17 protein-coding genes are annotated in these 26,610 nt (G+C 71.7%); 4 read left to right on the top strand and 13 right to left on the bottom strand.

Annotated features, from left to right (window positions below; genetic code table 11):
• Positions 1-5 precede the first annotated feature (5 nt).
• From ACIGYR_RS03670 to ACIGYR_RS03635, 8 genes are all read right to left on the bottom strand, one after another.
• A complete protein-coding gene (locus tag ACIGYR_RS03670; RefSeq protein ID WP_391838068.1) occupies positions 6-260 on the bottom strand; it encodes a phosphopantetheine-binding protein in 255 nt (84 codons plus the stop codon).
• A complete protein-coding gene (locus tag ACIGYR_RS03665) occupies positions 253-1,119 on the bottom strand; it encodes an alpha/beta fold hydrolase (protein ID WP_391838070.1) in 867 nt (288 codons plus the stop codon). Before ACIGYR_RS03665 ends, ACIGYR_RS03670 begins: the two co-directional genes overlap by 8 nt.
• Entirely contained in the window at positions 1,106-2,110 is a 1,005-nt protein-coding gene (locus ACIGYR_RS03660) for an NAD(P)H-dependent flavin oxidoreductase (protein WP_399602595.1), read from the bottom strand. The genes ACIGYR_RS03665 and ACIGYR_RS03660 overlap by 14 nt, the downstream gene beginning before the upstream one ends.
• Positions 2,110-2,940, bottom strand: a complete 831-nt coding sequence (locus tag ACIGYR_RS03655; RefSeq protein ID WP_399602593.1) for a hypothetical protein — start codon at positions 2,938-2,940, stop codon at positions 2,110-2,112. Before ACIGYR_RS03655 ends, ACIGYR_RS03660 begins: the two co-directional genes overlap by 1 nt.
• Positions 2,937-3,179, bottom strand: coding sequence for an acyl carrier protein (locus ACIGYR_RS03650; protein WP_391838076.1), 243 nt, complete (start codon positions 3,177-3,179; stop codon positions 2,937-2,939). Before ACIGYR_RS03650 ends, ACIGYR_RS03655 begins: the two co-directional genes overlap by 4 nt.
• Positions 3,176-4,054, bottom strand: a complete 879-nt coding sequence (locus ACIGYR_RS03645) for a diiron oxygenase (protein ID WP_391838078.1) — start codon at positions 4,052-4,054, stop codon at positions 3,176-3,178. Before ACIGYR_RS03645 ends, ACIGYR_RS03650 begins: the two co-directional genes overlap by 4 nt.
• Positions 4,055-4,068: 14 nt before the next feature.
• The gene (locus ACIGYR_RS03640; RefSeq protein WP_399602590.1) at positions 4,069-5,019 is read right to left on the bottom strand and encodes a hypothetical protein; all 951 of its coding nucleotides are present in this window, start codon (positions 5,017-5,019) and stop codon (positions 4,069-4,071) included.
• Positions 5,020-5,224: 205 nt separating this feature from the next.
• Positions 5,225-6,241 carry a ketoacyl-ACP synthase III family protein gene (locus tag ACIGYR_RS03635; RefSeq protein ID WP_399602587.1) on the bottom strand — a complete coding sequence of 339 codons (1,017 nt, stop codon included), beginning with the start codon at positions 6,239-6,241 and terminating at the stop codon, positions 5,225-5,227.
• A gap of 355 nt (positions 6,242-6,596) precedes the next feature.
• Between ACIGYR_RS03635 and ACIGYR_RS03630 the strand changes: the two genes are divergently transcribed.
• Both ACIGYR_RS03630 and ACIGYR_RS03625 read left to right on the top strand, forming a co-directional pair.
• Positions 6,597-10,325, top strand: a complete 3,729-nt coding sequence (locus ACIGYR_RS03630) for a type I polyketide synthase (RefSeq protein ID WP_399602585.1) — start codon at positions 6,597-6,599, stop codon at positions 10,323-10,325.
• 21 nt (positions 10,326-10,346) lie between these two features.
• On the top strand, positions 10,347-13,736 hold the full coding sequence (locus ACIGYR_RS03625; RefSeq protein ID WP_399602582.1) for an amino acid adenylation domain-containing protein: 3,390 nt from the start codon (positions 10,347-10,349) through the stop codon (positions 13,734-13,736).
• A 176-nt stretch (positions 13,737-13,912) separates the two neighbouring features.
• Here the strand turns inward: ACIGYR_RS03625 and ACIGYR_RS03620 are convergent, their stop codons facing one another.
• Positions 13,913-16,015: an MMPL family transporter gene (locus ACIGYR_RS03620; RefSeq protein WP_399602579.1), complete on the bottom strand. Its 2,103-nt coding sequence runs from the start codon at positions 16,013-16,015 to the stop codon at positions 13,913-13,915.
• On the opposite strand from ACIGYR_RS03620, the gene ACIGYR_RS03615 reads away from it, so the two are divergent.
• Positions 16,014-16,151, top strand: coding sequence for a hypothetical protein (locus ACIGYR_RS03615; RefSeq protein ID WP_399602577.1), 138 nt, complete (start codon positions 16,014-16,016; stop codon positions 16,149-16,151). The two genes, ACIGYR_RS03620 and ACIGYR_RS03615, sit on opposite strands and share 2 nt — an antisense overlap.
• A gap of 150 nt (positions 16,152-16,301) precedes the next feature.
• Here ACIGYR_RS03615 and ACIGYR_RS03610 read toward each other — a convergent pair whose 3' ends face one another.
• The 3 genes from ACIGYR_RS03610 to ACIGYR_RS03600 form a co-directional block, all read right to left on the bottom strand.
• Positions 16,302-17,087 carry a hypothetical protein gene (locus tag ACIGYR_RS03610; RefSeq protein WP_399602575.1) on the bottom strand — a complete coding sequence of 262 codons (786 nt, stop codon included), beginning with the start codon at positions 17,085-17,087 and terminating at the stop codon, positions 16,302-16,304.
• Between the two features lie 62 nt (positions 17,088-17,149).
• Complete coding sequence (locus tag ACIGYR_RS03605) at positions 17,150-17,995, bottom strand: ABC transporter permease (RefSeq protein ID WP_391838092.1); 846 nt, start codon at positions 17,993-17,995, stop codon at positions 17,150-17,152.
• Positions 17,992-18,999, bottom strand: a complete 1,008-nt coding sequence (locus tag ACIGYR_RS03600; RefSeq protein ID WP_391838094.1) for an ATP-binding cassette domain-containing protein — start codon at positions 18,997-18,999, stop codon at positions 17,992-17,994. The genes ACIGYR_RS03605 and ACIGYR_RS03600 overlap by 4 nt, the downstream gene beginning before the upstream one ends.
• A gap of 73 nt (positions 19,000-19,072) precedes the next feature.
• On the opposite strand from ACIGYR_RS03600, the gene ACIGYR_RS03595 reads away from it, so the two are divergent.
• Positions 19,073-19,678, top strand: a complete 606-nt coding sequence (locus ACIGYR_RS03595; protein WP_399602571.1) for a TetR/AcrR family transcriptional regulator — start codon at positions 19,073-19,075, stop codon at positions 19,676-19,678.
• Positions 19,679-20,001: 323 nt separating this feature from the next.
• On the opposite strand, the gene ACIGYR_RS03590 is transcribed toward ACIGYR_RS03595, so the two are convergent.
• Positions 20,002-26,607 carry an SDR family NAD(P)-dependent oxidoreductase gene (locus tag ACIGYR_RS03590; RefSeq protein ID WP_399602568.1) on the bottom strand — a complete coding sequence of 2,202 codons (6,606 nt, stop codon included), beginning with the start codon at positions 26,605-26,607 and terminating at the stop codon, positions 20,002-20,004.
• Between the last annotated feature and the right edge of the window lie 3 nt (positions 26,608-26,610).

Raw genomic sequence — 26,610 nt, 5'->3', positions numbered from 1 at the left:
GGCCTTCAACTACGCAGTGCCACGACGTGGTCGGCCAGCGACTCGATGGAGCGCAGCACCTCCGGCTGGACGTCGTCGTCCCATTCGAAGTCGAACGCGTCCTCCATCGCCACCAGCAGAGCGACCAGAGCGTTGGAGGACATCCCCGCCTGCCGAAGCGACTCGGTGTCCGACACCGTGCTCACGAACCGGTCACCACCGTGCTGCTCCCGCAGCAGTTCACGAATGCTCCGCCGCACCTCGAGTGCTTCGTCAGGCACGTGATTCCACTTCTTCGATGAACTTGCGGACGATCGACTGGAAACCCTCGGGATCGTCGATGAAGGGGATGTGGCCGGCCTTCGGAATGATCTCGCAGCTGCCGTCGGGGAAAAGGGCGGCCAGTTCCTTGGCGCCGGTCGGGCTGAGCAGGAAGTCGTCGTCGCCGACGACGACTAGCGTCGGCGCCTCGATCCGGGCCAGCATCTCGGGGTTGCTCTTGTCCTGCATGGCGCGCTTCAGACCGTTGGTCATCTCCTCGACGGTGGCGAGCGCGCTGAAGCTCTCACGGAAGCCCAGGAAGCCGGGCGCACCGATCGCTTCGTTCATCTCCGCGCTGAACACCTCGGGATACAGGTGCTCGTACAGGCCCTCGAGGCCGTGGCTCTCCAGCGTCCGCAGCCACGCCCGCTGGATCTGCCGTTGCCGCCGCATGCCGCGCGGGCCGAAGGCCGGGCCGGTCAGCACCAGACCCTTGACGCGCTCGGGGTACCGCAGCGCCACGTCCCTGGCGAACACGGTGGAGGTCGACAGGCCGACCAGATAGGTCGACTCGATCTCCAGGGCGTCGAGCAGGGCGATCAGGTCGGCCGCGTGCTCCTCCCAGGTCGGCTCCTCGGCGACCTTCGAGGAGTGGCCATGATTGCAGAGGTCGAAGCTCAGAACGCGGTAATGCTGGTCGAGTTCCTCGGTGTACACCCGCCACGCCGGGACGGGCAGGAAGAAGGTGTTGAGCACCGTGACGGCAGTGCCTTCACCACGGGACTCGTAGTAGAGCTCGACGCCCTCTCGGGTGCGAATGCGCGGAGCGTCCTCGTGATACGTCATATCCAGCCGGGACAGCTCTTCATAGCTTGCCATGAGATTCCTCCACATCCTCTGAGCCAACAGCGCCGGCGCCCGGCAGAACATGAGCGAATCCGGCGACGACATCAGCCGCCGGGACTTCGCCGGAAATGGCGCCGCAGGACAGTCCGCAGTACATCGCCATTTCCTCGATACGGCCGCTGGTCGTGACGGTCGGTACCGCGGCGCTGAACCGCGGAACCACGAACGGCTTCCCCTCGACCACCGTGCGGCCGATGAAGTTCTTGGGCTGGTCCGGGTTGCGGGTGACGTCCGTCGCGAGGACGCGGTGCCGCCTGCCCGGCCAACCGATCTCGTACACCCCGGTGATCACCGTGTCGGCCTCGCCTGACGTGCAGACCGCGGTCTTGAAGTGCGGGTGGGCCATCGACTCGCGGGCGACCACGAAGGCGGTCCCGAGGAGTACGCCGTCGGCGCCCGCGGCGATCGCGCGCGCCGCCTCGGCCGGCGAGCCGATGCCGCCCGCCGCGACGAGACAGGCGGTGGGCAGCAGAGCACGCAGCTCGGCGACCAGGTCGTCCCGGTGCGAGGTACCGAGGAGATGGCCGCCCGCCTCGATGCCCTGCGCCACCACGATCGCGCCCCGCTCGGCGGCGCGTACACCGTCCTGGACGGTCCCGATCTGGACGACGAGCTGCCGTCCCGCGCCGGTGATCCGGTCGAGCACGGCGTCGTCGGCCATGCCGAACAGGGAGAGGTACACGTGCGGTGGTGTCTCGTCGAGCACCTGCGCGAGCTGCCGGTCGAGTTCGTCCGGTCCGACGACCTCCGGGATCAGGTTCACGCCGACGGGGCGGTCGGTTCCCGCGATCAGCCGCTTGAGCATGGCCGACAGCGCGTCTCCCGCCAGCTTGTAGCCGCCGGCGCAACCCGCCGCGCCGGCCTCGGACACCGCGCATGCCAGGTCCGGGCCCGCGACGCCGCCCATTCCCGACTGGAGCAGGCTCACCCGGATCCCGAGCACCTCCGCCAACGTGGCGCGCATCAGCTCAGGTTCTCCAGCGCGGACACCGCGGTGGCGGTGTCGCCGAAGCGCTGGGTCAGGGTGTGCACCCACCGCTCCAGGCCGAAGGCCAGGCAGCTGGTGTGCGCCGTGTCGTCGCCGGCCTGGATGGAGCACCGCTCGCCGAAGAAGTTGCGGTGGTAGTTGACGGAGCCGATCGCCAGGCCGTTGACGACGAACTCCTCCTTCACCGGGAACAGCCGCTGCATCTTGGCCTTGCTGCTGTTCTTGTCGAAGAAGGGATCGGTCGCGACCTCGACCTGGACGTCCAGCCCCAGCTCGGCGCAGAGCGTCAGCACGGTGTCCTTGGCGCTGAGGAGATGCTGCTTGGCCCCCTCCTCCGGTCCGATGAAGACGATCTCCCGCATGGAGAAGCCCAGCAGGCGCTGCAGGCCGTCGTAGTGGTTCTCGTTGCGGAAGCAGGTGGCGACCGTGGTCCGCATGACCCCGGTGTCGGGCAGCGTCGTACCGGCCAGGTCGAGGTAGATGGCGTAGCAGGCAGCCGACGGCAGCGCGAAGGCGGTCGGTTCCATGATCTCGGGCGGAACGCGGTCCAGCGGTCGCTCCGCCTCGGTCAGCAGCTTGCCCAGGCGGTGCGGGTCGAGCCTGGTCGCGGCCAGACCCAGGTGCGGGAAGTTGTCGAAGTAGTCGAAGGTGTCCAGGTCCTGACAGCGGATCAGGAACGGGAACCGGAACTCCGGGGCCTGCCAGCCTTCGGCGAAGCGCCGAAACACCGAGTCGAGCGCCCGCAGCAGACGCAGCTGGCCGCCGTCGAGAACGCTCAGGCCGTTGTCGGTTGCTGTGGTCATCATGCTGCCTTCTGCTTGAAGAATCGCGCTTCGATCGCGTTGAGGGTGCGGAAGTCGTCCAGATCGACGTCTTCGGGGTCGATCGGCTCGCCGGTCAACTCCTCCAGCAGGAAGATGAACTCGACGAAGGCCAGCGAGTTGATGGCCCGGCTGTCGATCAGATCCAGCTCGTCGGGCAGCTGGCCGAGACGGGGGTTGCGCCCCAGGATGAAATCCCGGACCTCCTGAATGGGCTCGGTCATTTGACGATCTCCCTGCCGACGCCGGCCTTGGACAGAAACTTCCTCGTCCGCTTCAGCACCTGATCGTGTGCCTCCACCCGGGCGGGATGTGTCAGCGCGCGCCGCCGCAGCGCCAGCGCGTCCGGGATGCCCGCGTCGCGGTAGGCGGCCGGGTTGTAGAGGGTGGCGATGCTGTACTGCAGGTAGTCCTCGAGATACTCGGCGAGCACGGGCACCTCGTCCGGGTCGCGCTTGGCCACCTGCTCCAGGAGGTTGGTGAAGACCATCCGGCCGAACGCGACGTGCCGGCTCTCGTCCTGGTGGTGCACCCGGTTGATCTCGCGGGCGATGTGCGGCAGCGACTGGTCGGTCGCCATGTGGGCGTTGTAGTAGTCGACGATCTCCTCGAAGATCAGGATGCGCGCGAACACGACCAGTTCGCGGGCCACCGGCGAGAGGTGCGTCACCGAGTCGGCCTTCAGCGTCGGCTGCGCCGGATACAGCTTGCCGCCGTAGCGCAGACAGAACTGCGCGAAGAACCACATGTGCTCGTTTTCCTCACCGATGAAGTGGTGCAGGAACTCCGAGACGTCTGCGTAGGTCCGCTCGTGGATGCGCATCACCACATCGCTCAGCAGCTCACGTATGCCGTGGATGTTGAGGCTGAAGAAGTTGATCGCCTCGTACTTGGTCAGCGCGAGCTGCTGTTCGCGGGTCAGCTCGTCCCACATCTCCGTGCCGCCCAGCGTGGTGAGACTCTCGCTCATCCACGGCTTGTCGGCCTCGATGGAGTCGGGCCAGTCGAAAATCGTGTACGGGTTGTAGTACCCGGACTCGGCCATCTGCTCCAGCCGGTCCAGGTCCAGCACGACCGGCTCGATTTCGCGTACAGCCATGTGCAGTCGTCTCCTCAACGCACCGATCGGATGTCCGCGCGCACGTGGACCGGCGTCCGTGAGCCGCACTCGTGGTGGGCCAGGGCGGCGTTGCCGGAAGCGGTGGACGGAATGACTTTGTTGTAGATCGATCCAAGGCACAGTTCCTGGAAGTCGCCGGTGCCGGCCGAGAGCCGCGCGGCCAGTTGGGCCTTGGCGATGTCGATGGTCTTGACCGTGCCGTCGTCGTCCTCGACCTCGACGCAGGCGTGCGGCAGGTCGAGGGCGCCGCCGAGGACGCCGCAGAACCAGCCACGCTTCGCCTCGGCCCGGTACCCCGCGTTCCGGAAGCGCTCGGCCAGCAGCAGGCTGGCCGCGATGCAGCTCGTCGCGCCCAGCTCGTGCACCAGCGCGTAGTCGGCCTGCATGGGCACGGGGATCATCTGCCAGCGATAGCCGGCGGCCAGGTACTCGCCGGTCAGCTGCCGCAGCACCGGGGAGAGCACCGGAGTGCGCGCACCGGTCGTGGTGACCGTGGCCGCGTACGTGGCCGACCCCGAGCCCGGTGCCGGCGCCGTCACGTCGGTGACGCTTCCGCCGAACCGGACGATGTCCGGTTCCTCCAGCCGCCACGGAGCCTCCCCCGCGCAGTCGGCGCACTCCAGCTGGACCCGGAAGTCCCAGGTCTTCGTGCGCAGCAGGTCGTCCACCGGCCGGCTCGCGAACCGGAAGAGCATGCGGAACGCGAGTTCCGGCTGCGTCTTCGAGGTGTTCGAGTACATGCCGAGGTTGTAGAGATCGTTCGAGTCGAAGTGACGAACGCCGGATCGGTCCTCGTAGGGCAGTCCGGCAGCGACGAGCCGATCGATCTCCGCGGACCCGCAACGCAGCATCTCCTGCGCCACCGATTCCGGCTGATTCTTGTTGGAATATTGGGCGGGAATGAATTCGATGGAGTGCGCCACCCTTTCCCAGGGCGTATCCACCGCTACAGGTTGGCCCGACACAGTCCATCTCCCGAGGCAGGATCAAAATGACGATCGTCAGCGAACTCTGTCGACGCTATCAGCGGGATGGCTCACCAGGGCAGATTAATGCCACACATTTCCCCGTGCATTCTTCACCGAAGCCGTGGACATGCCTGATCACCCCGCCGGGCCGGGCCGCCGCGGGGAATCGATCCGTGGAATTTCAGCTCACCGATCGCCGGACGATCGTGCAGGAGAAGGTGAATCCGCCGCCGCCCTGGATGAGCATGCCGACCTCACCGGGTTCGAGCGCCGCCGCCATCTCCGCCAGGTCGGCCAGGTACTCGCCCGGGCCCAGGCAGCCGGTGCTGGTCTCCAGGTACTCCGGCCGCCTTTCCAGGAGCAGATCGACCCCCGGCTTGAACACCTTGTCGCGCGTGTGCCGGGTGAGCCGCGGAATCGTGACCAGGCGGACGTCCTTCGGCGCGACGCCGGCCCTGGCCAGGCTTCGCTGCGTGGCGGCGTACAGCTTCTCGATGCCGCTCCTGCCGAGTTGCGCCGCCTGGGCCGTGGCCTGGAAGACCTTGTTGGGGCGGTTGATGTCGATCGGGGTGCTGTGCCAGAGCGGGGCGGGAGCGAACGCGTCGTCTCCGCGCATCTGGGTCTCGAACGCCGGGTCCGCCGCCATCTCGAGCGCCAGCAGGTCGAGCAGGTCGTTGCCGTCGCCGCGCCGGCCGAGCACGACCGCGGCGCCCGAGTCCCCGTACACGGCCTCGTCATTGCTCGCCCACCGGTCGAAGCCGGGCCCGCAGAACCGGTCCGCGGCCGTGACGAGAGCCGCGCCGGCGTCGGGCGTGGCGGTCATCCACATGGCCGCGAGGTGGAGAGCCAGGGCGGCGCCGTTGCAGGTCTGCTGCACGTTGATCGGCAGACTGGCGACGGCTCCGGACTCCTGCGCGATGTAGTGCGCCGGCGACCAGATGTCGAATCCCTGGTGGTACAGGTGCGTGTGCAGGAGGCAGCCGATGGCGCCCGGCGCCACACCGCTCGCCTCGAGCGCGTCCCGCGCGGCCAGCACGGCCATTTCCGGTGCCGCCAGCTCGTGCGCGACGGTCAGTTCCGGCACGCCGATGCGCTCGGCGTCCTCCGGGCTGAGCGCACCGGTGGGCGGAATCTCCTTGTCCGGCGGGAACCAGGCCGCCGCCGCCTTGATGCTCAGCCCATTGCCTTGTTCCGCCATCGGCTTCTCGGTTCCTTCTCACTTGAACGTCCGGGTGAAGACACGGCTGCGACCTCGGCCGCCGGACCACCGACGGAAATAGCCGGAAGGAATATCTGCAATGCACCACCAGGAGTGCGTGCACAGCGGGCCCGACCGGCACATCGCGTCACGATCCTTGTGGTACCCGACGCCCGATGCCCCATCAACCCCTATCGCACCCTTAGTCGATGCGATTAGGGGTCCGCATAGGGGTGGAGGCGGGGTGTGAGGGGGCTGACCCGCACAGTAAGGTCGACCGGGAAATAAACTGGAGCAGATATTGCCTTTCCCGAGCGAACGAATTGCTTGATAATTACAGGGAGCCGTGCGGCCAATGGCTGATGAAGAAAAGCTGCGTCAGTACCTGAAGAAGGCCACCGGTGAACTGCGGCGCACTGCCCAAAGGCTGCACGAGGCGGAACTCAGAGATGCCGAGCCCATCGCGATCGTCGGTATGGGCTGCCGGTTTCCGCCCGACCTGCGCTCCCCGGCGGATCTGTGGCGGTTCGTCGCGGGCGAGGGCGACGGCATCTCGCCGTTTCCCGACGACCGGGGATGGGGGGCCGTCCGTGTGCCCGGCGGCACCGGTGCGACGCCCGGACCAGCGGCGGGCCAGGGAGGCTTCGTAGCCGGAGCCGACCGCTTCGACGCCGAGTTCTTCGGGATCGGCGAACACGAGGCGCTGGCGATGGATCCCCAGCAGCGGCTGCTCCTGGAGACCGCCTGGGAAGCGGTCGAACACGCCGGCCTGGATCCGGCCGGCCTGCGCGGGACCCGGACGGGCGTCTACGCCGGTGTCTCCTACTGTCACTACGGCGCAGGACCCCGGACGCCGCGTCCGGCGGCCGTCGAGGACCAGTTGATCGTCGGCGGCGCCCCGAGCACGGCGTCGGGCCGAGTCTCCTATGCCATGGGCCTGCACGGACCTGCCATCAGCATCGACACGGCCTGCTCGTCCTCGCTGGTGGCCATCCACCTGGCATGTCAGGGACTGCGGCGCGGCGACTGCGAGTTCGCGCTGGCCGGCGGCGTCACGATCATGGCCACGCCGGACGTCGTCATCGAGTTCGGCCGCCGTGGCGCTCTCGCCGGGGACGGCAGGTGCAAGCCCTTCGCGGCCGCCGCGGACGGTATGGGGTTCGGCGAGGGTGCCGGGCTGCTGGTGCTGGAACGCCTGTCCGTGGCCCTGCGCAACGGCCACGAGGTGCTCGCGGTGATCCGCGGGTCGGCGGTCAACCAGGACGGCGCGACGAACGGGCTGACCTCGCCGAGCCGCACGGCGCAGGAGGCGGTCATCCGGCAGGCGCTGGCGAACGCCGGGCTCACCCCCGACCAGGTGGACGCGGTGGAAGGGCACGGGACCGGCACGCCGCTGGGTGACTCGATCGAGGCCGAGGCCGTCATCGCCACCTACGGCGAGACCAGGGCGGCCGACCGGCCCCTGCGGCTGGGCTCGGTCAAATCGAACATCGGCCATACCCAGACGGCGTCCGGGGTGGCGAGCGTGATCAAGATGGTCATGTCCATCCGCTCGGGGACCCATGCCCGCACGCTGCACATCGACCAGCCGTCCACCTATGTCGACTGGTCCGGCGGGACGGTCGTACTGACCACCGAGTCGGTTCCGTGGCCGGCCGACGGCCGGCCGCGGCGGGCCGGTGTGTCCTCCTTCGGCATCAGCGGCACCAACGCGCATCTGATCCTCGAGGAGCATGCCCCGGCGGACGGCGGATCCGCCCCTGCGGCGGGCGGCGCCGACGGTGCCGCCACGCCCTGGGTGCTGTCGGCGAAGACCGAGCCGGCGCTGCGGGCCATGGCCGCGGAGCTCGGCGATCTCCTCACCGCTCAGCCGGCCCCCACCGCGGGGGTCGGACTCACACTCGCCCGCACCCGGGCGGGGTTCAAGCACCGCGCGGTCAGCGTGGGTGCCACCGCCGGTGAGCACCTCGCCGCGCTCGCGGCTCTGGCCCGGGGCGCGGACGCACCCGGTCTGACCACCGGTGTGGTCACCGCCGCCGTAACGGCCGTGCTGTTCACCGGTAGCGAGCCGGGAGCCGGTGACTCGGCCCGGAGGCTGGCGGAACGCTTCCCCGCCTTCGCCGAGGCGTACGACGATGTCCGCACGCGGCTGGAGGCCCGTCTCGACCGGCCGCTGCCGGCGTACCGGCACGCCGCCGTGTTCGCCCTTCAGGTGGCGCTGTACCGCTTGTTCCGTTCGTGCGGAGTGATGCCCGACCTTGTCGCGGGCTCAGGCATCGGCGAGATCACCGCGGCGCATGCCGCCGGCGTCCTGTCTCTGGGCGATGCCGCGGCGCTCGCGGCCGCCACGGCGCGGGCGTTCGACACCGAGGGGCCGTACGACACCGAGGGGGCATGCGACACCGAGGGGCCGTACGACACCGAGGGGGCGTGCGACGCGGAGGGCCGTGGGGCCGCGGAGGGGCTGCGGGCCGCCGCCGAGCGGATCGACTACGCCGCACCGCGTATCACGCTGGTCTCCCCCGGCGAACCCGGCCACCCGGACCACTGGGCGGCGGGCGAGTTCCTGCGGACCGGCGCGCGGGAGATCCTTTCCGGTGTGCGGGCGCGGGGGGCCACCGTCTGCCTGGAGCTGGATCCGGGAGCCGTCGTCACCGAGGACGCGGTGCTGGCACGCCTCGCGACGGCGTACACCGCAGGAACGGCGGTGTCGTGGGAGGCCGTCCTCACCGGGACCGGCGCCGCCCAGGTCCGCCTGCCCGGCTACCCCTTCCAGCGCAAGCGGTACTGGCTCGACGCGCCGGTCAGCCGGGGCCGAGACGGGAACGAGGTCGTCCGGCAGCCCGTGCACCCGCTGCTCGGGGGCCTGATCGACCTCGCCGACTCCGCCGAACGGCGGTTCACCCGGACCCTGACGGCGCGGGAGCCCTGGTACGTCGACCAGTACCGGTTGCGCGGCACGCCCGCCCTGCCGCCCGGCGCCGTCGCCGAATGGGCACTGGCGGCTGCGCGCCACGGAGCCCACGACGGCGGCGGTGCCCGCACGATCGAGGATCTCACCTTCGGTGAGCCGGCCACTGTGCCCGGCACGTGTCCGCCGGCCCTTCAGGCCGCGGCCGAAACCCACGGCGCGGTCCGCCGGATCAGGGGGTTCAGCGCGGATCCCGAGGACGCCGGCCGCGGCTGGACCCTCCGGTTCACCGCCTCGGCCACTGAGGAGATCCCGTCGGTCCCCTCTCCCACGGACCTGGAGCGGCTGCGCTCCCGGATGACCGAGCAGGATCCCGAAGCGCTGTTCGCACGGCTCGGCGACGCCGGCATCGCCTGCGGCCCGGCCTTCCGGCAGGTGATCCGCGGCTGGTGGCGGGCCGACGACGAGGCGCTGGCCGTCCTCGAGACCGACGTGGCCGCGGCCGACGCCGACGCGTACGTCCTGCACCCCGTGGTGCTCGAGACCTGCTTGCTGACCGCCCTGCCGCTCGTCGGCGGCGCCGGTCTGTGGCTGCCGTCGGGCCTGTCCCGTCTCACCCGCCACCGCGACCTGCCCCGGCGGCTGTGGTGCCATGTCCGGCGTACCCCGGGCGGAGCGGTCGACCTGGAGCTGTCCTCCGCCACCGGCGAACCGCTCGTCACCATCGTGGGACTCACCCACGCCGCGTCCGGCCTGGCCGAGCGGGCGGCGGCCCCCGTGGAGCCGGACGTCGCCGTGCCGTGGGACGCCGACGAGCTGACGCGACTCGCCGTCGAGGAACCGCAGGCGGCACGGCGAGCGCTCACGGACGTCCTGTTCGCCCGGGTGACCGCCCTGGCCGAGGGGCTCGCGGAAGACCGGGAGGGCCTGCGCACACGGTTCGCCGGCAGCCGGCTGGGGGATCTCGGCCTGGACTCGCTGCGCGCGATGCGGCTCAGGGAGCAGTTCCGCACCGGGCTTCTCGTGGACGTCCCGCCCCAGCGTCTTCTCGGCGACACCACCGTGGCGGACATCGTCGACCTGGTCTGCGGGTCCCTCGCCGCCCGGAGCCTCGTCGTGACCGGCGACGAGGAGCCGGAGGCCACCGGACTGATCGAAGAACTCATCCTGTAACCCGCCAGGAAGGCAGGCACGATGACCACGGATCTCTTCGCCGAGTTGTACCGTCGCGGGGTCAGAATGCGGCTGGTCGACGGCCGGCTCCACGTGACGGCCCCGCCCGATGTGCTGACCTCCGAACTGCGCGAGGAGATGAGGCTCCGCCGGGACGAGCTCATCGAGATCATTTCCCGCTCCGAGCGCGCGGACGAGCCGGCGAGCCTGGCGCCACGGCCGGAGGAGCGGCATGACCCGTTCCCGCTGACGGACATCCAGCAGGCGTACTGGGTGGGCCGGACACCGGTGGTGGAGCTCGGCGGGAACTCGACCCACTGTTACCTCGAGTTCGATGCCGCGGATCTCGACGTGCCGAGGCTGAGCCGGAGCCTGGACAAGGTCGTCCAGCGCCACGACATGCTCCGGGCGATCATCCAGCCCGACGGCAGTCAGCGTGTCCTGCCCGAGGTTCCGTCGTACGACATCCAGGTCACGGACCTGTCCGGCCTCGGCCCCGAGGCGCAGGAGGCCGGGATCGCGCGGATCCGGGAAGAGCTGGCCCACCAGGTCCTGCCCGCCGACCGCTGGCCGCTGTTCGAGGTCCGCACGACCCGGCTGGACGACCGACGCTGGCGCCTGCACCTCAGCCTGGACATGCTGGTCATGGACGGGTTCAGCTTCGGGATATTCCAGCGCGACTGGTTCCGCTTCTACAGCCGGCCGGACTCCCCGCCCGAGCCCATCGAGGTCACCTTCCGCGATTATGTGCTCGCCGAGCAACGGCAGCAGGGCGAGCGGCGGTTCGAAGCCGACAAGCGGTACTGGCTGGACCGGCTCGACCAACTGCCGCCCGCTCCCGAACTGCCCCTGGCCGTCCAGCCCGGGCAGCTCTCTCGCCCGAAGTTCGCCCGGCACCATGCCCGGCTGTCCCGCGACCGGTGGTCCGCCATCAAGGACACCGCCCGCCGCCGGGGTCTGACTCCGTCCGCCGTACTCATCGGCGCCTACGCCGATGTGCTGCGGCGCTGGTCGAAACGGCCCGAACTCACGCTCAACCTGACGCTGTTCAACCGGCCGCCGCTCCACCCGCAGATCGGCGAGGTGATCGGCGACTTCACCTCCTTGGTCCTCCTGGAGACCCGGCCCGAGCCGGAGGACTCCTTCGCCGCACGGGTGAAGCGCCTGCACCACCAGCTCATGGACGATCTCGGGCACTCCAGCTACTCGGGGGTCCGCGTCCTGCGGGAGCGCGCCCGGCGCCTGGGCGGCCGGCTGGGGGCCGCGATGCCGGTGGTGTTCACGAGCATGATCGGCTTCGACTCCGCGTCCAACCCCACCCAGACGGCCCAGGTGTTCGGCGATGTCGTGTACGGCGTCAGTCAGACGCCCCAGGTCTGGCTGGACTACCAGGTGCTCGAGGACCGGGGCGAGCTGCTGGTCAACTGGGACTTCGTCGACGGCCTCTTCCCCGCCGGCATGATGGAGGAGATGTTCCTCGCCCACCGCGCCTGCCTGGAACGCCTCGGCGAGGGTGAGGCCGCGTGGGACGAGCGGGAACTCGTCACGCTGCCGCGGACGCAGGCCGACGAGCGCGGCCGGGCCAACGCGACCGAAACCCCCATCCCCGAGCGGACGCTCTGCGAACTGGTGGAGGACCAGGCCGGACGGACCCCGGACGCGATCGCCGTGATCTCGGCCGACGGTGAGCACACCTACCGCGAACTCGTCGAGGACGCCCACCGGCTGGCCCACGTCCTGCAGTCGATCGACGCGACCCGGGACACTCTGATCGGCATCGTCGCCGAGAAGGGGTACGAGCAGGTGGCGGCGGCCCTCGGCGTCACCCGGTCCGGAGCCGCGTACCTGCCGGTCCAGGCGCGCTGGCCGGCCGCCCGGCGCGAGCAGCTCCTCCGGCAGGGCCGGGTCGGCGTGGTGGTCACCACACCGCAGCTGCGTGACGAGCTGACCTGGCCCGACGGCATCCGGCTGGTGACCCTCGCCGACGCCGAGGTGCGGTCCGCGCCGCCCACCCCGCCGCCCACCGGTCCCTCCCCCGAGGACCTGGCGTACGTGATCTTCACTTCCGGGTCGACCGGCACGCCGAAGGGCGTCATGATCGACCATCGGGCCGCGGCCAACACCGTCCAGGACCTCAACGAGCGCTACCGTGTCACCCCGGACGACCGGGTGCTCGCGCTGTCCGCCCTCAGCTTCGACCTCTCGGTGTACGACATCTTCGGCCTCCTGGCGGCGGGCGGCGGTGTCGTCGTACCGGAGCCGAGCAGGTCGCAGGAGCCACGGCACTGGAGCGAACTGGTGGACCGGCACCGGGTGACGATATGGAACACCGTGCCGGCTCTCATGCAGGCGTGGATCGACGCGCACGATCCGGCCGCCGCGCCGCCCGGACGCGGGCTGCGGCTGGTCATGATGAGCGGTGACTGGATCCCCGTGGCGTTGCCGGACCGGATCCGTGCGTCCTACCCCGCGGCCGAGGTGATGAGCCTGGGCGGCGCCACCGAGGCGTCCATCTGGTCGATCCACTACCCGATCGGCGAGGTGCCCCCGGAGTGGTCACGGATCCCCTACGGCAAGGCGCTCGCCAACCAGACCATGCACGTGTACGACCAGTGGCTCGAGCCGAGCCCGGTCTGGGCGACGGGTGAGATCTACATCGGCGGGAGCGGCGTGGCCCGGGGCTACTGGGCCGATCCCGAGCGGACGGCGGAGCGGTTCGTCGTGCACCCCCGGACCAAGGCCCGCCTCTACCGGACCGGTGACCTCGGCCGCTATCTGCCCGGCGGGGACATCGAGTTCCTGGGACGGGAGGATTCACAGGTCAAGCTCAACGGCTACCGCATCGAGCTCGGTGAGATCGCGGCGGTGCTGCGGCGGCACCCGAGCGTCCGTGAGGCGCTGGTCAGCGTGGACACCAATCCCCGTACGGGCCGCCGCCAGTTGGTCGCCTACCTGGTGCCCACGGAAGGAGAGGCCACCGCGGGGCGGACGCATCCCGACGCCGGCGCGCTGCGCACCGCGCTCGAAGAGGCCCTTCCCGAGTACATGGTGCCGCGCCACTACCTCGTCATCCCGAAGGTGCCGCTGAGCGGGAACGGGAAGGTCGACGTGTCGGCGCTGCCCGCCCCGAGGGACCAGCAGGCCCCCGGCACGACGTCCGCCCCGAGGGACGATCTGGAGCGGACGCTGCTGCGGTTCTGGCAGGAAGTGCTGGAGCGCGACGACTTCGGGACGGAGGAGAACTTCTTCGAGCTCGGCGGGGACTCCCTGCACGCGATCGGCGTCCTGGAACGGATGAGCAAGGAGTTCGGTTCGTCGGAGAGGCAGGACGACGGTCTGCGCAAACTCTTCGAGAACCCCACGGTCGCCCGGCTGGCCGCCGTCATGCGGGCCGAGGGCCGGGGACGCTGACCCGTGCGCCCTCTTCCGGCGGGGGCCCGGACCGACCGAGGCGCGACGGGCGAGCCGCGGCCCCCGGTTCCGGTCGGGGGCGCGTCACGGAGGAGGGCCGTCCGGGCACCGGTGCGGCCGTCGCCGTCCACGCCGGGCGTGCCGGAAGGCCCTCGTCCCCTCAGGCCGACAAGGCGTCACCGGGCGAGCGTGTGCGGCGCGGCCTCCTCGTGATCGCTCGTCGTCTCCTCGCGGCTCAGGGCACTCGGCCACCACATCCGGCGACCGATGTCGTACGTCAGGGCGGTGACGAGGACAGAGCGCACCACGAAGGTGTCCAGGAGTACGCCGAACGCGACCGCGAAGCCGATTTCCGCCGCGAAGACCAGTGGCAGCGTCGCGAGCGCGGCGAACGTTCCGGCGAGCACGATGCCCGCGGAGGTGATCACGCCGCCGGTGGCGTTCAGGCCGCGCAGCGCTCCGCGCCGGGTGCCGTGCGTCCTGGCTTCCTCGTGCACCCGCGTCATCAAGAAGATGTTGTAGTCGACTCCCAGGGCGATGAGGAAGACGAAGATCCACAAGGGGATCGCCGGGTCGGCTCCGGCGAATCCGAAGACGTGGCGGAAGGTCAGGGCGCTCACACCGAGTGCCGCCGCGAACGACAGCACGACGGTGCCGAGCAGGACGAGCGGCGCGACGACGGCACGTAGCAGCACGCCGATGATGAGGCCCACGACGACCAGGACGAGCGGGACCAGCAGGGTCCGGTCGTGTTCGGCGGCCCTCCGGTAGTCGAGGTTGACCGCGTTGCCGCCGCCGACCTTGGCCTCCGCGCCCGGGACGGCGTGCACGGCGTCGCGCAGCCGGTCGACGGTCGCGAACGCCGCCTTGCTGTTCGAGGTGGCCGTCAGTGTGCCTTCCAGGTAGACGTGACCGTTCTTCACCACCGGCGGGGTGACGTCCGCGATCCCCGCGGTGGCGGCCACGGCGGACCGTAGTGGTTCGGCCGCGCCGGCGGAGCCGATGATCTGGACGGGATCGCCGCCGCCCGCCGGGAAGTGCAGGGCCATCGCCCGCTCACCGGTGACGGCTTCGGGCGTGCTGGTGAAGGAGTCCTTCAGCTGCATGTTGTCCGCCGTGAACCCGATCAGGCCGAGCGCCAGCACACCGAGCGCGAGCGAGGTACCGATCCAGGTGGCGCGCGGCCGGCGGGACACCACACGTCCGATCCGTTTCCACGGGCCGCGCTGCGCGGGTTCCGGGGAGCCGAACGTGGGCCGGACCGGCCAGAACACCCACCGCCCGAGGATGACGAGAAGAGCCGGGAACAGGGTGACCATCGCGGCCAGGGCGCTCGCGACGCCGATGGCCAGCGCAGGCCCCACGCTCTTGGTCGAGTTGAGCTCGGCCACGAGGAAACACAGCAGGCTCAGGATGAGCGTCACGCCGCTGGCGAGGATGGCCGTACCGGCGTGCCGCAGGGCCGCCGCCATCGCCTCGTGCCGGTCCTCGTGTCGGCGCAGTTCTTCGCGGTAGCGGGCGATGAGCAGCAGGGCGTAGTCGGTGCCCGCGCCGAAGACCAGCACGGTGAGGATGAACTGGGTGTCCCCCTTGGCCGTCAGGCTCCCGTACCGGGCGAAGAGGTAGATCGTCGCCTGGGCGACGACCAGCGCCACGCCCACGCAGATCAGCGGGGCGATCCACAGCACCGGGCTGCGGTAGGTGAACAGCAGGATGACGATGACGATCGCGACCGTGAGCAGGAGCAGCGCCTTGTCGGCACCCGAGAACGCGTCGGCCTGGTCCGCGGCGTAACCCGCGGGCCCGGTGATGTGCGTGGTGAGGCCGGGATGGGAGCGCAGGATCGACCGCATCTGCTTGACGGCGGCCTCGATCTCGCTCGCGCCCGTCTCCCCGGTGCCCGCGGACGTGATGGGGACGACGAGTTCGATCGCCCGGCGGTCCTTCGCGGCCACCGGGCCGACGATGGGCGTGGTGACGTGTGCCAGCCGGGCGAAACGCCGGGCGTCAGCCGTGACCAGGGCCCGGTCGTCGGCGGTCACGGCGCCGTCGCCGCGCTCATAGACGACGACCGCCGAGCTGACGTCCGGCGTGAATTTCTTCGCCAGTTCGATGGCCTGTGTCGACTCGGCGTTCTTCGGCAGGAACGTGCCCACGTCGTTCTGCACGACGCTGTCGAACTTGCCGCTGAAGACGCCGGCTACCGCCAGCAGACCGATCCAGAACACGAGGACGGCCCATGTGGATCTCCGGCCGGACGGGATGGCTGATGCTCGCATGGAAACTCCGCTGAAGGGTTCGGACAAGGCGGGTGCCGACTGCCTGGGGGAGATGGACGTTCACGTGCCGCAGCGCGCCGACCCGTACCGCAGGGCCCGGCGTGGATCCCTCCATCCGCTGAGCAGCGGGGCCTGATTTCGGAGTGTGGCCACGATGCGAGGCCGGGATCCGGTTCGGCGCGTACCCGGGGCCCGCTTCGGTGCGAGCCCGGGGCCCGGTTCGCTGCGAGGCGCAGGAGCGATCCGCACGGAAGCGCGCATCTGCCGCTCTCTTCCGTCGCGCGCCTCACCCCCATCCCGCGGCGAGGGGTTCGACGAGCAAGCCGCCCGGTGAGGCGAACAGCGCGAGCCGCAGGCGTCGCGAGCCGACGGTGGCCGGGATCGGCGCGGCACGGGCCACCGCGCCGAGCGCCAGCGCCCTTTCGTAGTCGGCCTCGATCGCGGTGCTCACCACACCGATCGAGGGAAACCCGCTGTCGTTCATCCGGTGCTCCGCGAGAGGTGCCTCGTCCCTCGTGAGAATGAGCGGGCAGCTGGTCCGTCGCAGCGCCGACGGCACGGTGCCCCACGCGGCCTCGGCGGTGACCGAGTCCCAGTGGACCTCGGCGAGGCTCTCCCAGAAGGCCGCCTCCACGGCCACGTCGCGAACCCGGCACACGATCGCGCGCAGGCCCCCGGCTCCTCCCCCGGCGTCGAACCATGTCTCGGTGCCGTGCGGACTCAGCGCCAGGCACTGGGGCGCAAGCGCCGCACCGGACTTCGCGATGGCGTCCGCGACGGCCGGCCTGCTGACGGGATCGCCCACCCCCGCTGGGGGCGCGCAGCCGAACACACCCGTGAACGCCCCCTCGCCGCCCGCCCGCTCGGCATGGTGCACGATCTCCAACTGGATCCCTTCCCGCGCGGAGTAGAGCGCGAGCGGCAGAGGCGCCTTGTGGGGGGTGACTCGCTCGAAGTCGGCGGGGAGGTCCACCTCACCGGTGAAGTCGTGCCGGAATCCGACCCGGCCCGCGAACCTCGCGCCCTCCTCGAGCGAGATCTCCATGGTCAGATGCGAAATGCCCTCGATCATGTGTTGCGACTTCCCTTCATGACCATGTCTTTGCTCCGGCCGGGCGGTGGGTGGATCGCCGGTCAGCCCTGCTTGCTGTAGAGGCGGAGTGTGATCGGGCCGCACACCAGGGCGATGACGGCGGTCGCGATGAGCGACCAGGCGACCGCGCCACCGGCGCCTGCGGTGTCGTTCATCAGGTCCCGGGCCGCGGTCGCGACATGACTGAGCGGGTTGACGTCGACGAATGCCTGGAGCCAGCCGGGCATGGTGCTCGGCTGGACGAAGATGTTGCTGGCGAACGACAGCGGCATCAGCACGGCGTTGGCGATGCTGATGACGACGGCCGGGTCCCGGACGGCCAGGGCGACCGCGGCCCACACCAGGGACAGCGAGAGCCCGAAGGCGACGACCAGGGCGACCGCGGCGAGCACGCCCAGCGCACCGCCGTCGGGCCGGTAGCCCATGCTCATGCCGAGGACCACCACGATGGCGGAGGCGAACAGGTAGCGGGCGATGTCGCTGAGCAGGCCGCCGAGCACGAAGGCGCCGCGCCAGACCGGCAGGCCGCGGAAGCGGTCGAAAGCTCCGCTGCGCACGTCCTGGGCGAGACGGCCGCCGCCGTACATGGTGACGATGGCAATGCTCATGCTGAGCACGCCGGGCAGGAGGACCTTGAGGTATTCGCTCGTCGAACCGCTGATGGCACCGCCGAACAGGTAGGTGAACAGCACGGTGAACAGGATCGGGATGGCCGACGAGTCGACGAGCTGCTTGGGGTCGTGCTTGAGCTTGAGCATGGCGCGCCTGCCGAAGGTGGCCGAGGCGGTGAGTGCCCCGGTACGGCGGCGTTCGCGTCCCGCGGCGAGCAGTGCGTCGATCGGGTCCTCCGCGGCAGCGGGGCGCGTGGAGACGACAGGGGTACTCATGCGGTCAGTTCCTCCTGGTCGGTGGTGGCGGGACCGGCCCGATGGCCGGTCAGGGCGAGGAACGCCTCGTCCAGACTGGGCTGGCCCAGGGAGAGATCGGCGATGCCCACCCCGGCCTCGGCGAGCTGGGTCATGGCGCGCCCGACCAGTCGGCCCGTGTCCGTCGCTCCGGGCCGGGTGGCGAGCAGCATGGTCAGGGCGAGCGGGTCCGCGGCGGGCTGGATCGTGCCCTCCACGACGCCGGTCAGGATCTGCAGCGCTTGCGGACGCTGCTCGCCGTCGAGGAGCCGGACATGCAGGGTGCCGGAGCCGACTCGGGACTTGAGCTGGGCGCTGGTGCCTTCGGCCACGATCCGGCCGTTGTCGATGACCGCGATCTGCTCGGCGAGCTGGTCGGCCTCCTCGAGGTACTGGGTGGTGAGCAGCACCGTGGTACCGGCCGCGGCGACCCGGCGGACCAGGTCCCACACCTGGTTACGGCTGCGCGGGTCGAGACCGGTGGTCGGCTCGTCGAGGAAGAGCAGGTCGGGCGTCACGATCAGGCTGGCGCCGATGTCGAGCCGGCGGCGCATACCGCCCGAGTAGCCGCCCACCGGGCGGCCGGCCGCACCGGTCAGGTCGAACGCGGCGAGCAGGTCGTCGGCGCGCTGTTTGGCGGCGGTCCGGGACAGGCCCTGGAGCCGGCCGAGGACCGTCAGGTTCTCGTATCCCGTCAGGTCTTCGTCGAGAGAGGCGAACTGGCCGGTCAGCGCCACCCGGGCCCGGATCGCGTCCGCCTCGGTCAGCACGTCGTGACCGAGGACTCGGGCCGTGCCGCCGGTGGGCCGGGTCAGCGTGGCCAGGATGCGGATCGTGGTGGTCTTGCCCGCGCCGTTGGGGCCGAGGAACCCGAAGACCTGACCGCGCCGGATCGTCAGATCGATCCCGTCCAGCGCCCGTTTCTCCCCGAATGCCTTGACCAGACCGCACGCCTCGATCGCCGGATGGTCTTCACCCACGCTCATTTTTGACATGCTGTAAGAATTGGCTACCTCTTACAACTTGTCAAGGTTCCGGGCAGAGCCTAGGATTCCTGGCATGATCGACTCGCCCGAAGCCGCTCCGCCGCCGCGCCGCCGCCGGGCCGACGCCCGGCGCAGCATCGACGCAATCCTCAACGCGGCCCGAGTCGTGCTCGGTGAACGCCCCGACGCGAGCATGGAGGACATCGCCGCCACGGCCGGCGTCACTCGCCAGACCGTCTACGCGCACTTCCCCTCACGCGACGCCCTGGTCGTCGCCCTCATCGAGGCCGCGGCCGCGGAATACATCGCCGCGCTCGACGCCGCCGGCCTCGACACCGCCCCGCCCGCCGACGCGCTGGCCCGGTTCCTCGACGCCGGCTGGCAGTTCCTGCGCCGCCACCCCCTCCTGCTCAACCCCACGGCGCCCGGGGCTCCGCGACCCAACAGCAACGCTCTCTCCGACGTCGTGCCCCCGCGGCTCGAACGGCTCATCCGGCGGGGCCAGCGCACGGGCGACTTCGGTGCGTCCCTCCCCGCCGCCTGGCTCGCCGACGCCGTCATCGGACTCCAGCAGATCGCCGCGGCACAGGTCGCGGCCGGGCGGGTCACCACCCAGGAGGCAGAGGCGCTGTGCCTGGAAAGCACACTGCGCCTTTGCGGCGGACAGGCCCGTCGCTAGGGCCTGTCCGCCACGCGTCGTCTCCCCCGCGACGCCGTGCACGCACTCTCGCCGCACCGGCCTCGGAACCGGGTACGCCCTGTGCGAGGGCGTGAGGCCGAGTACGTCCTGTGCGAGGGCGTGAGGCCGAGTACGTCCCGTGCGAGGGCCTGGGGCGGTGCTCTCCCACCCTCCGGCCGGGGCACAGGGACGCGTCCGGCGGCCTGGGCGGCCCCTCGGGCGACGGCACGTACGGCCGGTCGGGCCCCGGTACCACGACCGGCAAGGTCCGCCCCGTGCCGGAGCGGCGAACGGGGGCAGACCTTGCCGGGAGGCGGTACCGGTCACAGGGCGTCGGGCAGTTCTCCGTCGATGAGCGCGAAGAGCTCGTCGTCAGTGGCGGAATCGAGGGCGGCCTCCACCGCGTCGGGGGACGCCGCCCCGCTCTCCGGGTGCGCGTCGTCCCATCGGCTCAGCAGGGTCCGCAGGCGCCTGGTGATCCTGCCCCGCAGGTCCTCCTCGGGCCGGCTGTTCAGGAGGGCCTTCTCCAGGCTCTCGATCTCGTCGAGCACCGGAGCGGATCGTGGCACCGCCTCGGAGGTGAGCCTGGTACGCAGGTAGCCGGCCAGTTCGGCCGGAGTGGGGTGGTCGAAGACCAGCGTCGCCGGGAAACGGCAACCGGTCGCGCCGGTCAGCCTGTTGCGGACGTCGACGGCGGTGAGGGAGTCGAACCCGAGATCACGGAACGGAGTGTCCGGGTCCAGTGCCTCCGCGTCGCCCGCGCCCAGCGCGACGGCGGCGTGCGACCGCACGAGGTTGAGCAGGAACTCCTTCTGCTCGGCCTCGCTCAGCGCGGCCAGCTGCCTCGTCAGGCCGTCGGCAGGATCGGCCGCCGCGACCCGGGGCTGGACCGGCGCGTTGATCAGTCCACGCCAGAGCGCCGGAAGCGAACCCTCACGGGCGAGGGACCGCAGCCGGCCCGCGCGGATGACGGACGCCAGCAGAACGGGTTCGGCGGACCCGCGCGCGGCGTCGAAGAGCGCCAGCGCCGTCTCCGTGGGCAGCGGGGTGAAGTACCCGGTGATCCGGGCCCGGTGGGAGCTGGTGATGCCGGCGGTCAACCCGCTGGTCTCCGCCCACAGGCCCCACGCTATCGACGTCGCCGGCAGACCCCTGGCCCTGCGGTGGCCGGCGAGCGCGTCGAGGACCACGTTCGCGGCCGCGTAGTTGCCCTGCCCCGGAGCGCCGGTCAGCCCGGCGCCGGAGGAGAACATCACGAACTCGGCGAGGTCGGCCTCCGCGGTGAGTTCGTGCAGGTGCAGTGCCGCGTCGGCCTTGGGCCGCATGACCGTGTCGATCTTGTCCGGGGTGAGCGAGGGCAGGATCCCGTCGTCGAGGACTCCGGCGGCGTGCACCACCGAGGTCAGCGGGTGATCGGCCGGCACCGCGGCCAGCACCCGGGCGAGGTCCGCTCGGTCGGCGACGTCACAGGCGACCATCTCCACCCGGGCGCCCAGCGCGGCCAGTTCGGCGTGGATCGTCCGCGCACCGGGTGCCTCGGGACCACGGCGGCTGACCAGCACGAGGTGCCTGGCTCCCCGCTCGGCGAGATGACGCGCGACCAGGCCGCCCAGCGTCCCGGTGCCGCCGGTGACGAGCACCGTCCCCTCGGGGTCCGGCGCCGGCGGAACGGTCAGCACGATCTTGCCGACGTGCCGGGCCTGGCTCATGTAGCGGAACGCCGGTATCGCGTGGCGGACGTCCCAGGCGGTCACCCGCGGCAACTCCAGCGCACCCGCGCGGAACAGGCCCATGATCTCGGACAGCATGTCCTTGATGCGGTCCCGTCCGGCCTCGTCCAGTTCGAACGCCCGGTAGCTGATCCCGGGGTGGCTGCCGGAGACGTCGTCGCCGTCGCGGACGTCGGTCTTCCCCATCTCGACGAAGCGTCCGCCGGGCCGCAGCAGCCGCAGTGAGGCGTCGACGAACTCCCCGGCCAGCGAGTTCAGCACGACGTCGACGCCCTGCCCGCCGGTCGCTTCGGCGAACTCCCGCTCGAAGTCGAGCGTGCGGCTCGACGCGATGTGCGCGTCGTCCAGCCCGGCGGCCTTCAGAACCGGCCACTTGCCCTGGCTCGCGGTCGCGAACACCCGGGCGCCGCGGTGCCTGGCCAGCTGGATCGCCGCGGATCCGACCCCGCCGGCCCCCGCGTGCACGAGCACGGACTCGCCGGGCCGCAGCCCGGCCAGGTCGGTAAGCGCGTAGTGCGCGGTGAGGAAGGCCACCGGCACCGAAGCGGCCTGCTCGTACGACCACTGCGCGGGGATCTTGGCGAGCAGCCGGTGATCGGTCACCGCGACCGGGCCGAACGCACCGGTCAGCAGACCCAGTACGCGGTCCCCGGGCGCCAGGTCGGTGACGTCGCTGCCGACGGCGGTCACCGTTCCGGCGCCCTCGCCGCCGAGGTCCGCCTCATCCGGGATCAGCCCCAGCGCGACGACCACGTCATGGAAGTTGAGCCCGGCCGCGCGCACGGCCACCCGTACCTCGCGCGGCCCGAGCGGGCCGGCCGGCGGCGGGCACTCCGCGAGCGTCAGTTCCTCCAGGGTCCGTGTGCCGCCGCATTCCAGGCGCCAGGCGGCCGCGCGGGAAGGCGGCGTCAGGCTCTCCCCGCCATCGGCCCGGGCCAGTCGCGGCACCAGCAACTCGCCGGAGCGGACGGCGAGCTGGGGTTCGCCGCAGGCCGCTGCCGCCGCCCAGAGGTCCCCCGACCCGGCGTCGTCCGGGCCGGTGCCGTCGTCGACCAGGACGAAGCGGCCCGGGTGTTCGGTCTGCGCGGTGCGCAGCAGCCCCCACACGGCGGCCGAGGCCAGGTCCGCGATGTCGTCCCCGGCGTGCGCCGCGACCGCGCCCTGTGTCCTGACCACCAGGCGGGCGGCGCCGAGGTCGTCGTCCGCCAGCCACGCCTGCACCACGCCCAGCGCCTCCGCGGTGACCGCCCGGACGCGAGCCGCCAGGTCCGCGGCGCCGGCGCCGGGAGACGGCTCGGCAGGCCCGGGGCCGCACCAGACCACGAGGTCGGGCGCGGGAGTCCCCCCGGTGATCGCCGCGCGGAGCCCGGCCAGGTCGCGGTACGTGCCGATGACCGCGCCGGACCGGCCGAGCCGCTCCCCGACCGCCGTCCCGTCCGCGCCCAGGACCGCCCAGCGCGGCCGGTCCGCACCCGGCCCGGACGCGGGCCGGGGGGCGGGTACCCAGTCGAGCCGGAACAGCGCGTCACGCAGCGCGCCGGTGTTCGTCGCGCGCAGTTGCCGGGCCGACACCGGCCGTACGACGATGGCGCCCACCGAGACGACGGGGCGCCCGTCGAGGTCGGCGGCGGTCAGCGCCACCCGGTCCGGGCCGATACGGCGCACCTTGACCCGCAGGTCTGCCGCGCCCGAGGTGACGAGGGCCACCTCGCTGAACACGAACGGCAGCCAGAGTCCCGTACCCGCCGGCGAGCCCTCCTGCGCCATGAGGACGCCGGCCGCCTGTGCCGCCGCGTCCAGCAGGGCGGGGTGCACTCCGTACCGCGCGGCTTCGCCGCGCTGCGCGGAGGCCAGGCCGACCTCGGCGAACACCTCGTCCCCGAGGCGCCAGGCCCGGCGGATCCCGCGGAAGGCCGATCCGTAGGCGTATCCGCGCTCCGCGTATCCCTCGTAGAGGCGGTCCGTGGGCAGCGGCTCCGCGCCGGCCGGCGGCCAGATCACGAGGTCACCGAAGTCCTCCGCGAGGGGCGAGCCGGTCAGCTCGCCGACGGCGTTCGAGGTCCATTCACCGTCGACGGACGTGTCCTCGGGCCGCGAGTACACGGTCACCTGGCGCTTGCCCGAGTCGTCCGGGGCCCCGGCGACCACCTGGACCTGGACCGCCCCCGCCGACGGGACCGCCATGGGCGCTTCCAGCGTCAGTTCCTCGACGCCGGAGCAGCCCGTCTCGGTCGCGGCGCGCAGCGCCAGCTCCACGAACGCCGTGCCGGGCAGCAGCACCTGGTCGTCGACCGCGTGATCGGCCAGCCATCCGTGGGTCTGCGGCGACAGCCGGCCGGACAGCACCACGGCGTCGCTGCCGGCGACATCTATCGCGGCGCCGAGCAGGGGATGCTCACCGGCGCGCAGTCCTGCCTTCCCGAGGGCGTCCCCGGACGGCGTGGAGGGGTCCTGCCAGTAGCGCTGCCGCTGGAACGCGTACGGCGGGAGGCCGACGGTGGCGTTGCCGCGGTGGCCGAGCACGCCCTCCCAGGCGACCGGCACGCCGCCGACGTACGCCTGCGCGACGGAGCCGAGGAAGTCGTCCGGGCCGCCGCGGTCGCGGTGCAGCGTGCCGAGGACGACACCCGCGGCGTCCGCGGCGGCGATCGTCTCCTCCAGCCCCAAGGTCAGCACCGGGTGCGGGCTCGCCTCCACGAACAGCTCGTACCCGCGCTCGATCAGGGTCCGGGTGACCTCGTCGAAACGCACCGGCTGCCGGAGGTTGCGGTACCAGTAGTCCGCGTCGAGCCCGGTGGTGTCCAACTGCCCACCGGTGACCGCGGAGTAGAAGGGGATCCGCGAGGGGCCCGGGGTGATGCCGCTCAGCTGCGCGAGCACGTCGTCCCGGATCCGCTCGACGTGCGGCGAGTGCGAGGCGTAGTCGACCGGGAGCCGCCGTATCCGGATCCCGGAGCCCCGGTGTTCGGCCACCAGCTCGGCTATCGCGGCGCTGTCGCCCGACACCACCACCGACCCGGGCCCGTTGACGACGCCGATCGCCAGCCGGCCGGCCCACCGGGACAACCGCGCCTCGGCCTCCTCCCGGCTCAGACCCAGCGACGCCATCGCCCCCTGCCCGGACAGCGCCACCAGGGCGCGGCTCCGCAGCGCCACGACCCGTGCCGCGTCCTCCAGGGACAGCGCGCCGGCCACGCAGGCGGCGGCGATCTCCCCCTGGGAGTGTCCGACGACGGCCGCGGGCACGATGCCCGCGTGCTCCCACAGGGCGGCCAGCGACACCATGACCGCGAACAGCACCGGCTGGACGACGTCCACCCGCTCCAGTTCCGGGGCGCCGGGCGCGCCGCGCAGCACGTCGCGCACCGACCAGCCGGTGAACGGGGCCAGCGCCCGATCGCACGCGGTGAGCCGGTCGCGGAACACCGGGGCCGCCTCCAGCAGCCCGAGCGCCATCCCCGGCCACTGGGACCCCTGCCCGGGGAACACCAGCACCGCCTCGCCGGACCGGCCGCGTGCCGTTCCCCGCACCAGCCCCGGCGCGGGCTGTCCCTCGGCCAGGGCGTGCAGCCCGGCGAGCAGTTCGGTCCGGGTGGTGCCGAGCACCACGGCCCGGTGGGACAGTGCCGCGCGCCGGGCCAGTGAGCCCGCGGTGTCGCGCGCGTCCAGATCCGGGTGGGCCTCGGCGAACTCCGCCAGCCGGGCGGCCTGCCCGCGCAGGCCCCGCTCACCCCGCCCCGACAGCACCCACGGCACCACCGGCAGGCCCTCCCCCGCCGGCGGGACGTCCCCCGCCGGGGACGGCCGTGCGGCCGGGGACGCGCCGTCGGGGGCGGGCGGCTGTTCGAGGATGAGGTGGGCGTTGGTGCCGCTGACCCCGAACGAGGACACTCCGGCGCGCCGCGGATGCCCGCCGTCGGGCCACGGCACCGCCTTCACCGCCAGCTCGACCTCGCCCGCCGACCAGTCCACATGACGGCTCGGCTCATCGACGTGCAGCGTCGCGGGCACCACCCCATGACGCATCGCCAGCACCATCTTCATCACACCGGCCGCGCCCGCGGTCGCCTGTGTGTGGCCGATGTTGGACTTCACCGACCCCAGCAGCAGCGGCTTGTCGGCGGGCCGGTCCTGCCCGTACGTCGCCAGCAGCGCCTGCGCCTCGATCGGGTCGCCCAGCGTCGTGCCCGTGCCGTGCGCCTCCACCACGTCCACATCGCGCAGGGCCAGACCCGCGTTCGCCACCGCCTGACGGATCACCCGTTCCTGCGACGGGCCGTTCGGCGCCGTCAGTCCGCTCGACGCACCGTCCTGGTTCACCGCCGAGCCCCGGATGACCGCCAGCACCTCGTGCCCTCGGCGCCGGGCCTGCGACAGCGGTTCGACCAGCAGCAGGCCGACGCCCTCGGCGAACCCGAATCCGTCGGCGGCATCGGCGAACGCCTTGCACCGCCCGTCCGCCGACAACGCGCGCTGCCGGCTGAACTCGACGATCACCCGCGGGCTCGACATCACGGTCACCCCGCCGGCCACCGCCATCGAGCACTCGCCCGCCCGCAGCGCCTGGCACGCCAGGTGCAGCGACACCAGGGACGACGAACAGGCCGTGTCGACGGTCACCGCCGGGCCCTCCAGCCCGAACACGTACGACACCCGCCCCGACAGGATGCTCGGGGTGGTCCCGGCCACCGCGTACCCCTCCACGCCGTGCGGGTAGTCCGTGGGGCCGGCACCGACGAACACCCCGGTCCGGCTGCCCTTCAGGCTCTGCGGATCCACTCCGGCGGCCTCGAACAGCTCCCAGCAGGTCTCCAGCAGCAACCGCTGCCGCGGATCCATGGCCAGCGCCTCGCGCGGGGAGATCCCGAAGAACTCCGCGTCGAATGCCGCCACCTCGTCCAGGAACCCGCCCTCGCGGACGTACGACGTCCCCAGGTGATCCGGATCCGGGTCGTACAGGCCGCCCAGGTCCCAGCCCCGGTCCGCCGGGAACGCGGACACCGCGTCCCGGCCCTCGGCCAGCAGCCGCCACAGCCCTTCCGGCGAGGTCACACCGCCCGGCAGGCGGCAGGCCATGCCCACGATCGCCACCGGCTCGCGGAGCGTCGCCTCGAGCTCGTCGTTGCGCGCCCGCAGCCGCCGGGTCTCCTTGACCGATTCCCGCAGCGCGCTGGTGATCTGTTCGATTGATGCACTCATCGG

This window comes from Streptomyces sp. NPDC053076 (assembly GCF_044546845.1).
GTDB lineage: Bacteria > Actinomycetota > Actinomycetes > Streptomycetales > Streptomycetaceae > Streptomyces.
Note: the sequence above shows the minus strand (reverse complement) of the source record. Positions and strands in the feature narration are given on the sequence as shown.